Raw genomic sequence first — 15,812 nt, forward strand, 5'->3', positions numbered from 1 at the left:
TTTAAAGGTCTCGATGTGCATGGATTTCTCCCGAAAAGGGAGCATATGATCATAATCGATAGATCACGTCAACTAGTGAGCGGCTTAATGCCTTAACTGTTCAAAAAACGTTCGTGATCTTGCCCTGCTGTTCACTGTGCCATACACAAGTGATACAGGGCGTACTTGATACTTAGCTCGTCTTGTTGTTATTTTTCAATTAACAGCGTCAGCTCATTACATAAATCTTGTTTAGCTCATACAAATCTCTTACTGAAAAATTAAATAACAATGTTTTCTTGTGCGCCTTTTTCCCACTGAGTAATATTATTAAGAGTAATATTCGCCCTTCTTACCATGGCTTCTTCTGTTGCAAAGCCAATATGTGGCACAAGCAATGTATTAGGCGCCTCAAGAATAGGATAATCAGCAGGGATCGGTGGCTCCATATCCACTCTATCTAAACCAGCGCCAGCAATTGTGCCATTATGTAGCGCTTGCGCTAAAGCATCATTATCGATAATTGGCCCCACTGCAGTATTAATAATAATTGCGCTGTCTTTCATTAATGCCAGTTTATCTTTATTAATTAAGTGGTGAGTGTCATTTGTTAAAGGTATATGAAGTGTAACAATATCACTGTTTTTTAATACTTCATCTAGCGGTTGATATTCTACCCCACTATTGATCAAGTCTTTATTTTCACTGCGATTATAAGCAATGACACGACAACCATAAGCTAAGCCCAACTTAGCAACTGCGCCACCAATATCACCGGTGCCTAATACCCCTAAGGTTTTACCGCTTAAGTCCGACTGTCTATAACCAAGCTTGGTCCCCCCCGCTCTAAGCACGGCTTCTAATGGGACAATACTGCGTAACAGCGCCACTATTAAACCAAAGGTCAACTCTGCTACTGAGTTAGTACTATAGCCAGCAGCATTAGAGACTTTAATACCTTTCTCTTGGCATTTAGCTAAATCAATATGGTTATAACCCGTAAAGGCAATCGAAATATATTTTAATTTATCTGCAACATCAATGACCTCTGCGCTTAATGGCATATTCGCGATAACCAGCACTTCAGCGTCTTTAATTCTCGCTTTAAGTGTTTCATCATCTGATAAGCCATCGTCGTACACCACTATTTCATGACCATTATCCGTTAAGGGTGCAGATATTAGGTTAAATTCGTCATCACTAATACCCAGAGGCTCTAATATTACAATTTTCATTTTATTGATGCTCCACTTTTATGGTGACACTGAATAACACGCAAAAAATGCAGCCTTAGTGTAGCATTACCTAAAATATTTCAAACTGATATATAACCATCATGGGTATTGACTTTTCAAAACAATACAACTTCGTATTATACCGCTTAAGGTTTAAATTAACTTCGTACAAAATAAAAAGCCGGCCTATTTAGATAGTCGCTAAGTAGCCTGCCATATCAAGTTCATTACTCATCTCGTTAGTTAGTGCTGTCATTTTTTCAAAATATAGATTCGACATAGTACTACCTAGTGCTAATGGCAAAACCGTAAACAACCTTAAAGTCAGGGCGGGAGCATACTTTGTTAACAAAGTTTGAATGAGTGAATTGTCTGTGATCTAATCGTTCCTCTAGTTGGAGGAGCCTTGCCATTACGTTAATTGAACACCTTACTCTTGTTGAAGAAACTCGCTCGGATATTAATCGTAAGCATGACTTGGTCGATGTCATGTTTCTCGTTATTAGCGCCATTATGGCAGGCGCTGAAGGGTGGCGTGACATTGAAACCGGTGGTGAAGCTAAGGCCGACTGGCTACGTCAATATCGTCCTTTTACGCACGGTATTCCCTGCCGATACACCATTGCCCATATTTTACGCAGTGTCGTAGTCGAATCTTTGCTCTACGCATTATTAAGCTAACTTAACGAGCATCGTATTCATCATGGTAAACCGGTGATTGCCTTTGACGGCAAAGTGTTACGGGGCTCTTACCGTAATAAATATTCCGAAGCCGTACAGCTAGTCACCGCTTACGATACTGAAAATGGCTTGGTACTGAGCCAGAAAGCCACCCCATCCAAAAAAGGGGAGCTCGCGACGGTCAGAGACATGCTCTATGTGCTCAACATAAAAGGGGCGGTTGTTACCCTGGATGCGCTGCACTGTCAGCGGGGAAACATTAGAAAAGATACAAGATAAGAAAGCGCATATTGTGGTGCAGATTAAACACAACCAACCTAACCTACGTAAGGCCGTACAGTCACAATTCCAAGCGGTATTCGACGCTAACAAAGAAGAAGTGGTTGCTGAGCATAAAGAGACAGCCCATGGACGTAAAGAAGAGCACTATGTCTTTCAATTAAAAGCGAAACTACCTCCTAAGTTAGAGGAGAAGTGGCCCACTATCCGCAGCATTATCGCCGTCGGGCGACACCGTACGATGAAGGGTAAAGGAACAGTCGATACTGCTTACTACGTCAGCTCCTTATCACCTAAACATAAGATGATTGGGCACTATATTCGCCAACATTGGCGGATAGAAAACAGTCAGCATTGCATTTTAGATGTGGTATTTAAAGAGGATGCTTCCCGGGTTGCCATCGGAGATGCGGTAGAAAATATGGGATTGTTTCGGCGATTCGTTCTAAACATCCTCAAGCAAAGTACATGTGGTGCGCCTAGCCAGCGTAACAAGCCGAAGAGAGCGGGCTGGGATAACAATTATCGAGCAGAGTTATTCTTTGGCTGAATATTAAGCAAAGTATGCTCCAGCCTTGATCCATATGGTGAGTGCGTTTAGTACTGCTAATAAGGTCGTATTAGGACAAGTTAAAACAGCTGAAAAAAGTAATGAGATCACCGCTATTCCTGAGTTGTTAGAGCTGCTAAACATCCGAGGGTGTTTGATTACCATCGATGCTATGGGTTGCCAGAAAGCCATTGCTAGGAAGGTTGTAAGTAAAGAGGCAGACTATCTACTGTCGGTTAAAAGCAACCAACCAAGCCTAGAAGCTGCGTTTGATAACTACTTTAAACTCGAGATGCTCCAACGTGAAGACGGCGATACCTATAGTACAAAAGAGCAAGGGCATGGTCGGGTAGAAACAAGGTTATGCTTGGTCAATGACGACCTGTCGGTACTCGGTGATATTACCTTTGAGTGGCCAGAGCTTAAAACAATGGGCATTGTTGCCACCATACGGCAAGAGAAAGGCCAACCAGCGACAGCCATTACGCTTCGCTATTACATTAGCTCCGCTCGGTTAACATCAAAAGAGTTATTAGAAGGAGGATGAATACCGGCTCAGACGTGAACAAGCAGGAGAAAACTTTGCTGCGATACGACATATTGCGCTGAACTTACTTAGCGCGGACACGAGTTTTAAAGCCGGCATTAAACGAAAGCAAAAACGAGCAGGCCGAAATAATGAATACCTATCGCGAGTCCATGCAGGGCAAGGGCTTTCGTAATCTTGCCCTGTCCAATAGCCGTAGCGGTGCCCAAGCCAGTGTCATGCTGTACAGCCTGATTGAAACCGCTAAAGCCAATGATGTACCGCCAGATGTTTATCTCACTGCGCTGTTCGAACAACTGCCCCTGCTCAACGATGGCGACGCCGTCGACCACCTACTGCCCTGGGCTATCCGCGTATAGTTCATCTCTAAGACGCCACCGTTGGCCAGTGACGCACTTGCCATTCGGATTATCTTTCCCTTAGTCAGGGTGATAAAGCTTCTTTCAGCCTATCGGGATTTGCCAGCTTTGCTGGGTAAAATAAAAAAGCCGGCCTATTTAGGCCGGCTGTTATCGCTTATGCTTAAGTTAACTTCTATTAACCAAGCAAAGCATTCGCTTTTTCTACAACGTTTTCAACACTAAAGCCAAACAACTTAAAGAGCTCACCAGCAGGCGCCGACTCACCAAAAGTCGTCATCCCAATAATGTCACCGTTAAAGCCCACATACTTATACCAGTAATCAGCAATGCCCGCTTCAATGGCTAAACGCTGGGTAACAGCTGCAGGTAATACGCTTTCTTTATACTCAGCTGATTGAGCATCAAATACATCAGTACATGGCAGAGATACGACTCGTACCTGTTTGCCTTGAGCGCTTAACTGCTCCCATGCAGATACGGCCAGTTCAACTTCTGAACCCGTGGCAATAATGATCAGCTCTGGAGTACCAGTGCTATCTTTTAGCACATAGCCGCCTTTAGCAACATCAGCTAACTGCTGCTCGGTACGCTCCATTTGACCTAAACCTTGGCGAGAGAAAATCAGCGAAGTTGGGCCGTCTTGACGCTCAATGGCCGCTTTCCACGCCACTGCAGACTCAACCTGATCACAAGGGCGCCAAGTGCTCATATTAGGCGTTAAACGCAATGAGGCAATTTGCTCAACAGGTTGGTGAGTCGGGCCGTCTTCGCCCAAACCAATAGAGTCGTGAGTGTAAACGAAAATAGCGCGTTGCTTCATCAATGCTGCCATGCGCAAGGCATTACGCGCATATTCCACAAACATTAAGAAGGTGCCGCCATAAGGCACAAAACCGCCGTGTAAAGCCGCGCCATTCATAATGGCACTCATACCAAACTCGCGTACCCCGTAGTGCAGGTAGTTACCGCTAAAATCTTCGGCACTAATCGGCTGTGACGCTTTATGCATGGTGAGGTTAGAAGGCGCCAAATCGGCACTGCCGCCTAATAGCTCTGGCAAGATAGCACCAAAGGCATCAAGGGCATTTTGTGACGCTTTACGGGTGGCAATTTTAGCTGGATTGGCTTGTAGCTGTTTAATAAAGTCGCTGCTGGCTTGTGCCCAGTTAGCCGGCAATTCGCCTAAGCTGCGACGTTTAAACTCAGCCGCTAATTCAGGGTAAGCAGCTGCGTAAGCATTAAACTGTTCGTTCCACTTGCCTTCGGCCACTTCACCTTGGGCTTTCGCGTCCCACTCGCCATAAATATCGGCTGGGATCTCAAAAGGTGCATGTTCCCACCCCAGTTGCTTACGCGTGGCAACAATTTCATCTTCACCTAATGGCGCACCGTGGCTGCCTGCGGTACCGGCTTTATTGGGAGAGCCAAATCCGATGACAGTTTTACAGCAAATTAATGTCGGGCGTGTGCTATCGGCACGGGCCGCATCAATGGCGTGGGTTAATGCATCCGCATCATGGCCATCCACATCGGCAATCACTTGCCAGCCGTAAGACTCAAAACGCTTAGGGGTGTCGTCACTAAACCAGCCTTCTAATTCACCGTCAATGGAAATGCCGTTGTCATCCCAAAAAGCAATAAGCTTGCCTAAGCCTAAGGTGCCAGCCAGTGAACAGGCTTCGTGTGAAATACCTTCCATTAAGCAACCATCACCCATAAAGGTATAGGTGTAGTGGTCAACAATATCATGCCCTGGGCGGTTAAACTGAGCCGCTAACGATTTTTCAGCAATCGCCATTCCCACAGCATTGGTAATGCCTTGGCCTAAAGGGCCTGTAGTGGTTTCTATGCCTGGCGCATAGCCAAACTCAGGGTGACCTGGGGTTTTAGAATGCAGTTGACGAAATTGCTTTAGGTCTTCAATAGACAAGTCGTAGCCTGTGAGGTGCAGCAAAGAGTACAGCAACATAGAGCCATGACCGTTAGATAAAATAAAACGATCGCGGTCTGCCCAGTTAGGGTTGTTTGGGTTGTGTTTTAGATAATGGCGCCACAACACCTCGGCAATATCTGCCATGCCCATGGGGGCACCGGGGTGACCGGAGTTAGCTTTTTGTACCGCATCCATACTTAATGCGCGCACGGCGTTGGCCAGCACTTGACGAGAAGGCATCGACATCTCCTGAGATGGTTTCTGATGATTAATGGGGTGAATAAACGCGCGTATTGTCCCAAAGACTGCTAGGCGGCGCAAATCTAATCTTGATAGGACTCATTGTCGTCTATTTTTAGCCAAATAACCGCAGAAAAAAGCGCCAACAAAAGAGACTGGCAGACATTTTACTGGTAATCGATGCTATGCCTTATTAGAATAGCCATCCAGATGTTAATACTGCCATCTTATGCATATTTAGCACTCCAGATTTATATACGTTAGGGAACCATCATGGCCAAACTATTTACCTCAGAGTCTGTCTCCGAAGGTCATCCAGATAAAATTGCCGATCAGATTTCTGATGCGGTACTGGATGCCATCATTAAACAAGATCCCAAAGCACGAGTGGCCTGCGAAAGTTTCGTTAAAACGGGCATGGTAGTAGTTGGCGGTGAAGTAACAACCAGTGCGTGGGTTGATATTGAAGACTTGGTGCGCAAAACCGTCAGTGATATTGGTTATACCAGCTCAGAAATGGGCTTTGATGGCGAAAGCTGTGCAGTGCTGAATGCCATTGGCAAACAGTCCCCTGATATTGCTATGGGTGTCGATCGTCAAGATCAAGACCCCTATGTACAGGGCGCTGGTGACCAAGGCTTAATGTTTGGTTATGCCTCAAATGAAACCGACGTACTGATGCCTGCTCCCATTACTTACGCACATCGACTGATGAAACGCCAAGCTTATGTGCGTAAAAGTCGTGAGCTACCTTGGTTGCGCCCCGATGCAAAATCACAAGTAACTTTCGTTTACGATGACGCAGGTAAACCGATTGGCATTGATGCTGTGGTGTTATCAACTCAGCATCACCCTGATATTGATCAGGCCACTTTGCGTGAAGCGGTAATGGAAACCATTATTAAGCCGACCTTGCCTGCTGAATGGTTAAGTAAAGATACCAAGTATTTTATTAACCCCACCGGCCAATTTATTATTGGTGGCCCTATGGGCGATTGTGGGTTAACCGGCCGTAAGATTATTGTTGATACCTATGGCGGAATGGCACGTCACGGTGGCGGAGCTTTCTCAGGTAAAGATCCCTCTAAAGTTGACCGCTCTGCCGCTTATGCCGCGCGTTATGTGGCTAAGAATATTGTGGCGGCGGGCTTGGCTGAACGCTGTGAAATTCAGGTGTCTTATGCCATTGGCGTAGCCGAGCCTACTTCCATTAGCGTAGAGACTTTTGGTACAGGCAAAGTAGCTGAGTCTGTGATTGATGCCATTGTGCGTGAACACTTTGATTTACGCCCGTACGGTTTAATTCAAATGTTGGATTTAAATCGTCCTATTTATCAGTCAACGGCTGCCTACGGCCACTTTGGCCGCGATGAATTCCCTTGGGAAGCCGTCGATAAAGCCGATTTATTACGCGATGCTGCTGGCCTAAAATAAGCCTAAAGGCACAATTAAAAAGGGAAGCGCTGGCTTCCCTTTTTTGATACTAAAATCGTGAAATGCAATATTTTATATGACCTTTTTACAAGAACGCATCATTAGCCGCGTGCATGATAGCATGCAGTTGGCGGCCGTTAAGTTAGAGCGTGAATTTGCACCTCCTCAGGTGTCATTTACACAGCGCGGGCGCATTGCGGGTTCAGCTTGGTTAGAACGCTGGGAGTTACGTTTTAATCCCATACTGCTGGCAGATAATGAAGCTGCGTTTATCAATGATATTGTGCCTCATGAAGTGGCTCACCTTATTGCCTTTGCCTGCTATGGCAAAGTAAAACCTCATGGGCCAGAGTGGCAACATATTATGCGCTCAGTGTTTAAACGTGTACCTCATACCCGCCATCAGCTCGATATTAGTAAAGTGGCTCCCACCTTTAGTTATCAGTGTGACTGTCGCAGCCATCTACTAACGTTGCGCCGTCACAATAAAGTGCAAAAAGGTACGCAGCGCTATCAATGTTGTCATTGTAAGGCGTTATTACGCCCCCAGCACAACGCATAAGAATGCCTGTTACACATTTATTACTCTAGGGAAAAAACACCTTTATGAAGTTAACTCGTATGCTCAGTCGCTATCTTAACGCGGCTTTTTTGATTGTCTGCACCACGCTTATTCCCAGCCTAACGGCCTACGCCAGTGATATTGTGGTGGGCTCTTGGAATATTCAGCGCCTTGGCCACGGAAGCAACAAGAGCTTTCCGGCTCTCGCCGCCATTGCCAGCAAGGTCGACTTATTGGCGGTGCAAGAGGTGATGACAGAAGATGGTATAACTCAGCTTGAACAAGCTTTAGAAAAACATACCGGCGAGCCTTGGAGTCACTTGGTGTCTCATGCGCTAGGGGAAAATAGCTATAAAGAGATGTATGCCTTTATTTGGCGAGAGTCAGCGGTAGAGTATAGCGAAGGAGCCGTGGTGTATTTAGATAGAGACAACTATTTTGTTCGTGAGCCCTTTTCTGCCAAGTTTAAGTCAAAGCAAGATAACAGTGAGCTGGCCATTGGCACCGTACATATTGTGTATGGCAAACGCATAACAGACCGCACCCCAGAAATTAACGCTCTCGCTGACTACTGGTTATGGATGGCAGAGGTCTATCCCAATACTCCCATCGTATTAGCAGGTGATTTTAACTTGCCACAGTCTCACGCTGCCTGGGATCCTTTAAAGAAATATGCGCGCCCATTGGTAACACAAGGGGCTTCGACCTTGTCTAACACACCGGGGAAATATGCCAATTTATACGATAATATTTGGGTTGAGCGTGATACGCATTTAGCCATTAATGACGCGGGTATTATTGATTTTCCTATTATGATTGGTTGGGATCATAAGAAAAGCCGCAAACATGTTTCTGATCATGCCCCTCTTTATATGGCGCTAGGTAATAGTGCGCTCGATAATGCCACCGCTAGCATCTCGGCATTTGTGCCCCCAGAAACTCAGTCTGCCTCCCCCTCAACCGATGGAGAGCAACAAATGATCCGTGGTAATCGTAATAGCAATCCTAAGCTGTTCCATCGCCCAGACTGCCCAAGCTATAACCGCATTGCCAAGAAAAATAGAGTGCCATTTGCTAGCGTAGCAGCAGCCAAAGCGGCCGGTTATCGTCTTGCAGGAAACTGCCCTTAGCCCTGATAACAATACATAAAAATAAGGTAAAGCGGCGACAGCAGGCGTTCAAATTGTTTGCCTGCTCATCGTTAGCGTATTGCAGCAAACATAATGGCAGCCGCTTAGTTCTAACGGTACAATATGGCTTATTCATCCCTGCCATCATCGAATAAGGATGTGTGCAAATATTATGCGTACCCCGCGAATTTATGAACCTAGCCCACTCAATAGTGGGCAAGCATTAACGCTGTCTACTGATGCCGCCAATCACGTTGGCCGCGTGCTGCGCATGCAAGTGGGCCAGTCATTAACCCTGTTTAATGGCCAAGGCGGCCAATATGCTGCTGATATTATAGAAGCCACTAAAAAAACGGTTCGGGTACAAGTAGGAGAGTTTGATAATCGCGACTGTGAATCGCCATTACCCTTTCACCTTGGGCAGGTGATTAGCCGCGGTGAAAAAATGGAATTCACGATTCAAAAATCTGTTGAGTTAGGGGTTAATGTGATCACCCCACTGTTTTCTCGCCGCTGTGGTGTTAAGTTATCCGGTGAGCGGCTAGAGAAAAAAATACAACAATGGCAAAGCATCGCCATTGCTGCCTGTGAGCAGTGTGGGCGTAATAAAATACCCGAAATACGCCCCGCTCTTTCTTTAGAGCAGTGGTTAGCACAACAAACAGATAGCCTTAAACTGAACCTGCACCCTAAAGCCGAGCTAAGTGTAAACACCTTGCCGCCTCCGAGTGCCGGTATTAGACTCTTGATTGGCCCAGAAGGTGGCTTATCTGACGACGAAATCATTCAGGCTCGCGAACACGATTTTATTGATATCTTACTCGGCCCTCGCGTACTGAGGACTGAAACGGCGGCCTTAACCGCTATTACTGCTTTACAATGCCGATTTGGAGATCTTGCATGACCATTAAACTGGGAATCATTATGGACCCTATTCAGTCCATTACCCTTAAAAAAGACACCAGCTTCGCTATGTTATTAGAAGCCCAGCGCCGTGGTTATGAGCTCTGGTATATGGAAATGGGTGATTTAAGCCTGCGCGACGGTGAGTCGTTTGGCAATATGGCCAAGCTGACTGTTAAAGAAGATCCAAACGACTGGTTTACCTTAGAAGCAGCTGAGCGCCAGCCATTAAGTCATTTAGACGTGATTTTAATGCGTAAAGATCCGCCCTTTGATACCGAATTTGTTTATGCGACTTATTTATTAGAGCGCGCCGAAGAAAAAGGCACCTTGATTGTTAATAAGCCTCAAAGCTTGCGTGATGCCAATGAAAAGCTCTATACCGCTTGGTTTTCTGAATTTACGCCCACCACACTGGTCACTCGCAGTGGGGCTGATATTCGCGCCTTTCATCAAGAACACGGCGATATTATCTTAAAACCCCTTGATGGTATGGGCGGCGCTTCTATCTTTAGAGTCAAACAAGATGACCCTAATTTAGGGGTGATTATTGAAACTCTTACCGAGCATGGCAGCCGTTATTGCATGGTACAAGCCTACATTGGTGCTATTACCGAGGGCGATAAACGCGTATTAGTGGTTGATGGTGAAGTAGTGCCCTATTGTTTGGCACGCATTCCTCAAGGCGGCGAAACCCGTGGTAATATCGCCGCCGGCGGCCGAGGGGAAGCTCGCCCCTTAAGCGACAGTGATCGCCGCATTGCCAAGGCACTCGGCCCTACTTTAAAAGAGAAAGGCCTGATATTTGTTGGGCTAGATATTATTGGTGATAAGCTCACCGAAATAAACGTCACTAGCCCCACTTGTGTGCGAGAAATTGAAGCCGCATTTCCGGTGAATATTTCGGGTATGTTAATGGATGCCATTGAAAAACGGCTATCCTAAAAAAATCTCTTCCCCGTCGATAACAGACGGGGCCATTTCTGACTCAAGACGAGACGACATGGACTCATTGCAACATCATTTTCTTATTGCTATGCCCAGCCTCAAAGATCCCTTCTTTGCCGGTTCGGTGACTTATGTGTGTGAGCATAACGACGAAGGTGCCATGGGGTTAGTAATTAACATTCCCGTTGATATGCCGGTACATGCGCTATTAGATCAACTAGATATGCTTCCTGAAGAAGCTAGCTCCCCATTAGAAGATCCAGTATTGCAAGGTGGACCTGTGGCGGCTGACAGAGGCTTTGTATTACACAGTCCCATGGCCGGCTTTGTATCGAGCCAAATGTTGGCCGATAACTTGATGATCACCACCTCCCCTGATGTACTAGAAACCTTAGGCACAGCGCAAGCTCCAGAGCAGTATCTAGTGGCCTTAGGTTATGCTGGCTGGACGCCGGGTCAACTTGAGCAAGAGCTCACTGAAAATAATTGGTTAACGGTGCCAGCCGATACCAACTTGTTATTTGATACTCCCTTAGCCAAACGCTGGCATCAGGCAGTGGGTCGTTTAGGGATAGACTCGCAACACTTGTCATCTCAGGTGGGTCACGCATGAGCCGCACTTTACTCGGATTCGACTATGGAACCAAAAGTATTGGGGTGGCCATTGGCCAAGAGGTGACCGCCTCAGCACGGCCATTACTCGCCTTGAAAGCCAATGATGGCGTGCCTAATTGGGAACAAATAGCCGCCCTACTTAACGAGTGGCAGCCACACTTATTAGTGGTAGGTTTGCCCTTGAATATGGACGGCACTGAACAAGAAATCAGCCGTCGTGCCCGCAAGTTTGCTAACCGGCTGCATGGTCGCTTTGGTATAGAGGTGGCACTGCAAGATGAGCGATTAACCACCACAGACGCGCGCGCGCGCCTATTTGAAGCAGGTGGCTATAAAGCGCTGGGTAAAGATGCCATTGATGCAGTCTCGGCACAGTTGATTTTAGAGTCTTGGATGGAAAACCAAACACCCAGCGCCTAGTGCGCTACTCAAAAAAGCTTGTCCCTTCACTTTTTATCAGATAACAAAAAACCCGCCGAAGCGGGTTTTTTTAATCTCTAAATTACCTAAGAGGTAATTAGATAGCTTCGATTTGTGAAGCTTGAGGACCTTTAGCACCTTCAGTAGCGGTGTAAGATACTTTTTGACCTTCGGCCAATGTTTTGAAACCACTACCAACGATTTCAGAGAAATGTGCGAACAAGTCTTTGCTGCCGTCTTCAGGAGTGATAAAACCAAAACCTTTTGCTTCGTTGAACCATTTTACGGTACCAGTAGCCATAATAACTTACCTTTATTTTAGTGTGACGAGCGTATGCTCTAAAAATGCAACAAATATCAAATAAGGGAAGCTTGGTGACTGTAGAACCTAAATGGAACGAACAATATACAAAGGCCGCGCTAACTTGAATCTTTTGCTGAGATGCACTCTACGGCAGTCTTGAGGTGGCGTCAAACATTTATTCGGGTTATTTAAACGTTACGCCATTCTTATCTCTTAAGAGCTATATTGAAGCAGCGCTTAAGCTTGATAATATCAATCGTACTAGAGAAGTAGTCAGCTTTAATAGCTGCAAAAGCCGAACAAAGGGGTGACTCAGCTTCCTCTCTTATGCAGGTTTTCAGTAGAACAAATATTTAGTGTATTTGGTATAAGCATAAAAAAAGGTGCCATGAGGCACCTTAATTTATTACTGTTAATTACTCTACTCACCACTAGCTTGTTAGGAATCCATTATCCGTGCATCAAGCGCGCGTGCATATCTTGTACTGAGGCGACCGATTCGCTAGCATTAAAAGCCATCGCCATACAGGTCGCGATGCCGCCATTCAGTGTGGTGCTATAAGCTAATTTATGAGCCAACGCGCTACCTCGTAACTGCCTAGAGTCTTCTGTTGCTTGACGTCCTTCAACGGTATTTACTATATAACTGTACTCATTGTTCTTAATACGGTCCAAAATATGTGGGCGCCCTTCGTGTACTTTATTGACCAAGCGTGAATTAATGTTAGCTTCTCCCAGCACAATAGCGGTGCCGTGAGTCGCATCTAACTCAAAACCGGCCGCCAACAGAGCTTTCGCTAGCTCAACGACGCGTTTTTTATCACTATTACGCACCGACAATAATGCGCGCCCCTGAGTGGGTACCGCCTTACCTGCTCCTAAGTGTGCTTTGCCAAAAGCCTCTGCAAAGGTTTTTCCCACTCCCATCACCTCACCCGTCGAGCGCATCTCTGGCCCTAATAACGGATCGACCCCAAGAAACTTATTAAAGGGCAATACTACCTCTTTTACCGAAAAGTATGGCGGGACAACTTCTTCAGTTGCGCCTTGCTCTCTTAACGACATGCCTGCCATCACCCGCGCAGCCACTTTTGCTAACGCCACACCCGTCGCTTTAGAAACAAAAGGCACGGTACGCGCGGCACGAGGGTTAACCTCAATGAGATAAATATCTTGGCCTTTAACTGCAAATTGTATGTTCATTAAGCCAAGCACCCCCAACTCAAGCGCCAGCTTACGTGTTTGATCACGTATCTCATTCTGTACTATTTGGTTAAGTGTATAAGCTGGCAATGAGCATGCAGAATCACCTGAATGCACACCCGCTTGCTCAATATGCTCCATAATGGCGCCTATCAGTACATCTTTACCATCACAAATGGCATCGACATCCACCTCAATGGCATCATCTAAAAAGCGGTCTAGCAATACTGGAGACGTGTTCGATACCGTCACAGCCTCATTAAAGTAGCGGCGTAAGTCTTGTTCATCATAAACAATCTCCATGGCTCGCCCGCCCAATACGTAAGAGGGGCGCACCACCAAGGGGTAACCTATGCGTTCGGCCATGACCACCGCTTGTCCCATGGTGGTAACCGTACTATTTTCGGGTTGCTTAAGGCTTAATCGCGTAATGGTTTGCTGAAAACGCTCACGATCTTCAGCACGATCGATAGCATCGGGGGAGGTACCCATGATAGGCACACCTGCGGCTTCTAACCCACGCGCTAACTTTAGCGGTGTTTGCCCGCCGTACTGTATAATGACGCCTTTGGGCTGCTCGATACGCACAATTTCGAGCACATCCTCCAAAGTTACAGGTTCAAAATAGAGGCGATCTGAAGTGTCGTAGTCGGTTGATACCGTTTCAGGGTTACAATTCACCATTATGGTTTCAAACCCATTTTCACGCAGTGCCAATGAGGCATGTACACAGCAGTAATCAAATTCAATGCCTTGACCAATACGGTTTGGCCCCCCTCCTAGGATCATCACTTTATCTTTGTTTGACGGGCGGGCTTCGCACTCTTCATCATACGAGGAATATAAATAGGCCGTATCAGTGGCAAATTCTGCCGCACAGGTATCAACTCGCTTATACACTGGAAATACCTTAAAACGATGCCGTAACTTGCGAACTTCACTCTCGGATAAACCTAACAATGTCCCCAGACGTATATCAGAAAAACCTTTACGCTTTAAGTGTCGTAAAAAATTGGGCGTAACGTCACATACAGCCAGCTCACTGAGCTGCTTTTCTAGCAGTATTAAGTCTTCTATTTGTGCTAGAAACCAAGGGTCGATGTGAGTGAGCTTTACAATATCATCTAACGTCATCCCCGCACGAAAGGCATCACCTATATACCAAATGCGCTCTGGGCCTGGCTCTTTTAACTCATGGCGTATATGCGCCATCATGTCTGCGTCAAGCGAGCCAACATCAGTGGCATCAACAATAGGATCGAGGCCATGCTGGCCTGTTTCTAAGCTACGCAAGGCTTTTTGCAAAGACTCTTGAAAGTTACGACCTATCGACATTACTTCACCCACCGACTTCATCTGGGTAGTTAAGCGGTTATTGGCACCTGCAAACTTTTCAAAATTAAAGCGTGGCAGTTTAGTCACGACATAATCAATTGCCGGCTCAAACGATGCTGGAGTAAGACCACCGGTAATATCATTTTGCAGCTCATCTAGGGTATACCCCACTGCTAGCTTAGCGGCAACTTTGGCAATCGGAAAACCAGTAGCTTTAGAAGCCAGCGCTGAGGATCGAGAGACCCGCGGGTTCATTTCAATAACCACCATACGCCCGGTACTGGGCTCAATACCAAACTGTACGTTAGAGCCGCCAGTCTCTACACCTATTTCACGTAATATAGCTAACGAAGCATTACGCATTATCTGATATTCTTTATCGGTTAGCGTTTGTGCGGGTGCCACAGTAATAGAATCACCTGTGTGTACGCCCATAGCATCAAAATTTTCAATCGCACACACAATGATGCAGTTATCTTTTCTATCACGCACCACTTCCATTTCGTACTCTTTCCAACCAATTAACGATTCATCAATCAATAATTCGTTGGTGGGCGATAAGTCTAACCCGTTACTACAAATCTGGACAAATTCTTCTTGATTATAAGCAATACCACCACCAGTACCGCCCATGGTAAAAGAGGGGCGAATAATACAAGGAAAGCCCACTTTAGCTTGTACTTGATACGCTTCTTCCATGCTGCGAGCAATACCGGCACGAGGACACGCCAGTCCAATGGACTTCATCGCACGATCGAAGCGACTGCGGTCTTCAGCCTTATCAATCGCATCGGCGGTTGCCCCCAGCATTTCTACAGAAAACTCAGCCAGCACGCCGTACTTTTCTAAATCGAGGGCACAATTAAGAGCAGTCTGGCCTCCCATGGTCGGCAATATGGCATCGGGGCGCTCTTTTTTAATGATCTCTCGCACGACTTCCCAATGGATGGGCTCAATATAAGTCGCATCGGCCATATCTGGATCTGTCATAATAGTGGCGGGGTTCGAGTTGACCAAAGTGACGCGATACCCTTCTTCTCGCAGGGCTTTACAGGCCTGCGCACCGGAGTAGTCGAATTCACAAGCCTGACCAATAACAATAGGACCTGCGCCCAAGATCAGTATGCTGCGTATATCTGTACGTTTTGCCAT

At 46.2% G+C, this 15,812-nt stretch carries 12 protein-coding genes and 2 pseudogenes; 10 read left to right on the forward strand and 4 right to left on the reverse strand.

Features of this window, described 5'->3' with window-relative positions:
• Nucleotides 1-260: 260 nt before the first annotated feature.
• Nucleotides 261-1,214, reverse strand: coding sequence for an NAD(P)-dependent oxidoreductase (locus J3U76_RS13585; protein WP_208006518.1), 954 nt, complete (start codon nt 1,212-1,214; stop codon nt 261-263).
• A 411-nt stretch (nt 1,215-1,625) separates the two neighbouring features.
• Between J3U76_RS13585 and J3U76_RS13590 the strand changes: the two are divergent.
• The 3 genes and pseudogenes from J3U76_RS13590 (at nt 1,626) to J3U76_RS14640 (ending at nt 3,630) form a co-directional block, all read left to right on the forward strand.
• Nucleotides 1,626-2,724 (forward strand): annotated as a pseudogene (locus J3U76_RS13590) (ISAs1 family transposase).
• Nucleotides 2,725-2,752: 28 nt separating this feature from the next.
• Nucleotides 2,753-3,446, forward strand: a pseudogene (locus tag J3U76_RS13595) (ISAs1 family transposase); the annotation flags it as partial.
• Complete coding sequence (locus tag J3U76_RS14640; RefSeq protein ID WP_208006520.1) at nt 3,403-3,630, forward strand: transposase domain-containing protein; 228 nt, start codon at nt 3,403-3,405, stop codon at nt 3,628-3,630. The pseudogene J3U76_RS13595 and the gene J3U76_RS14640, both read left to right, overlap by 44 nt.
• A gap of 178 nt (nt 3,631-3,808) precedes the next feature.
• Here the strand turns inward: J3U76_RS14640 and tkt are convergent, their stop codons facing one another.
• Nucleotides 3,809-5,806 carry a transketolase gene (tkt, locus tag J3U76_RS13605; protein WP_208006521.1) on the reverse strand — a complete coding sequence of 666 codons (1,998 nt, stop codon included), beginning with the start codon at nt 5,804-5,806 and terminating at the stop codon, nt 3,809-3,811.
• Nucleotides 5,807-6,079: 273 nt separating this feature from the next.
• On the opposite strand from tkt, the gene metK reads away from it, so the two are divergent.
• From metK to ruvX, 7 genes are all read left to right on the forward strand, one after another.
• Nucleotides 6,080-7,240, forward strand: a complete 1,161-nt coding sequence (metK, locus tag J3U76_RS13610) for a methionine adenosyltransferase (RefSeq protein WP_208006522.1) — start codon at nt 6,080-6,082, stop codon at nt 7,238-7,240.
• Nucleotides 7,241-7,316: 76 nt separating this feature from the next.
• On the forward strand, nt 7,317-7,802 hold the full coding sequence (locus J3U76_RS13615) for a SprT family zinc-dependent metalloprotease (RefSeq protein ID WP_208006523.1): 486 nt from the start codon (nt 7,317-7,319) through the stop codon (nt 7,800-7,802).
• A gap of 44 nt (nt 7,803-7,846) precedes the next feature.
• A complete protein-coding gene (locus J3U76_RS13620) occupies nt 7,847-8,932 on the forward strand; it encodes an endonuclease/exonuclease/phosphatase family protein (RefSeq protein WP_208006524.1) in 1,086 nt (361 codons plus the stop codon).
• Nucleotides 8,933-9,104: 172 nt separating this feature from the next.
• On the forward strand, nt 9,105-9,836 hold the full coding sequence (gene rsmE, locus J3U76_RS13625) for a 16S rRNA (uracil(1498)-N(3))-methyltransferase (RefSeq protein ID WP_208006525.1): 732 nt from the start codon (nt 9,105-9,107) through the stop codon (nt 9,834-9,836).
• Nucleotides 9,833-10,780 (forward strand): glutathione synthase, encoded by a 948-nt coding sequence (gshB, locus tag J3U76_RS13630; protein WP_208006526.1) that lies wholly within the window; start codon nt 9,833-9,835, stop codon nt 10,778-10,780. The genes rsmE and gshB overlap by 4 nt, the downstream gene beginning before the upstream one ends.
• A 58-nt stretch (nt 10,781-10,838) precedes the next feature.
• Nucleotides 10,839-11,396: a YqgE/AlgH family protein gene (locus tag J3U76_RS13635; RefSeq protein WP_208006527.1), complete on the forward strand. Its 558-nt coding sequence runs from the start codon at nt 10,839-10,841 to the stop codon at nt 11,394-11,396.
• Entirely contained in the window at nt 11,393-11,818 is a 426-nt protein-coding gene (ruvX, locus tag J3U76_RS13640) for a Holliday junction resolvase RuvX (protein WP_208006528.1), read from the forward strand. Before J3U76_RS13635 ends, ruvX begins: the two co-directional genes overlap by 4 nt.
• 97 nt (nt 11,819-11,915) lie before the next feature.
• On the opposite strand, the gene J3U76_RS13645 is transcribed toward ruvX, so the two are convergent.
• Entirely contained in the window at nt 11,916-12,119 is a 204-nt protein-coding gene (locus J3U76_RS13645; RefSeq protein WP_208006529.1) for a cold-shock protein, read from the reverse strand.
• Between the two features lie 453 nt (nt 12,120-12,572).
• A complete protein-coding gene (gene carB / locus J3U76_RS13650) occupies nt 12,573-15,812 on the reverse strand; it encodes a carbamoyl-phosphate synthase large subunit (protein WP_208006530.1) in 3,240 nt (1,079 codons plus the stop codon).

The organism is Oceanisphaera pacifica (assembly GCF_017498065.1).
GTDB lineage: Bacteria > Pseudomonadota > Gammaproteobacteria > Enterobacterales > Aeromonadaceae > Oceanimonas > Oceanimonas pacifica.

Bases quoted from the DNA above. Each gene is read 5' to 3' on its own strand.
- J3U76_RS13620 (WP_208006524.1), top strand. From the start codon at position 7,847: ATGAAGTTAACTCGTATGCTCAGTCGCTATCTTAACGCGGCTTTTTTG.
- J3U76_RS13615 (WP_208006523.1), top strand. From the start codon at position 7,317: ATGACCTTTTTACAAGAACGCATCATTAGCCGCGTGCATGATAGCATG.
- J3U76_RS13585 (WP_208006518.1), bottom strand. From the start codon at position 1,214: ATGAAAATTGTAATATTAGAGCCTCTGGGTATTAGTGATGACGAATTT.
- J3U76_RS14640 (WP_208006520.1), top strand. From the start codon at position 3,403: ATGAATACCTATCGCGAGTCCATGCAGGGCAAGGGCTTTCGTAATCTT.
- J3U76_RS13635 (WP_208006527.1), top strand. From the start codon at position 10,839: ATGGACTCATTGCAACATCATTTTCTTATTGCTATGCCCAGCCTCAAA.
- J3U76_RS13645 (WP_208006529.1), bottom strand. From the start codon at position 12,119: ATGGCTACTGGTACCGTAAAATGGTTCAACGAAGCAAAAGGTTTTGGT.
- metK (WP_208006522.1), top strand. From the start codon at position 6,080: ATGGCCAAACTATTTACCTCAGAGTCTGTCTCCGAAGGTCATCCAGAT.
- rsmE (WP_208006525.1), top strand. From the start codon at position 9,105: ATGCGTACCCCGCGAATTTATGAACCTAGCCCACTCAATAGTGGGCAA.
- gshB (WP_208006526.1), top strand. From the start codon at position 9,833: ATGACCATTAAACTGGGAATCATTATGGACCCTATTCAGTCCATTACC.
- carB (WP_208006530.1), bottom strand. From the start codon at position 15,812: ATGGCAAAACGTACAGATATACGCAGCATACTGATCTTGGGCGCAGGT.
- tkt (WP_208006521.1), bottom strand. From the start codon at position 5,806: ATGCCTTCTCGTCAAGTGCTGGCCAACGCCGTGCGCGCATTAAGTATG.
- ruvX (WP_208006528.1), top strand. From the start codon at position 11,393: ATGAGCCGCACTTTACTCGGATTCGACTATGGAACCAAAAGTATTGGG.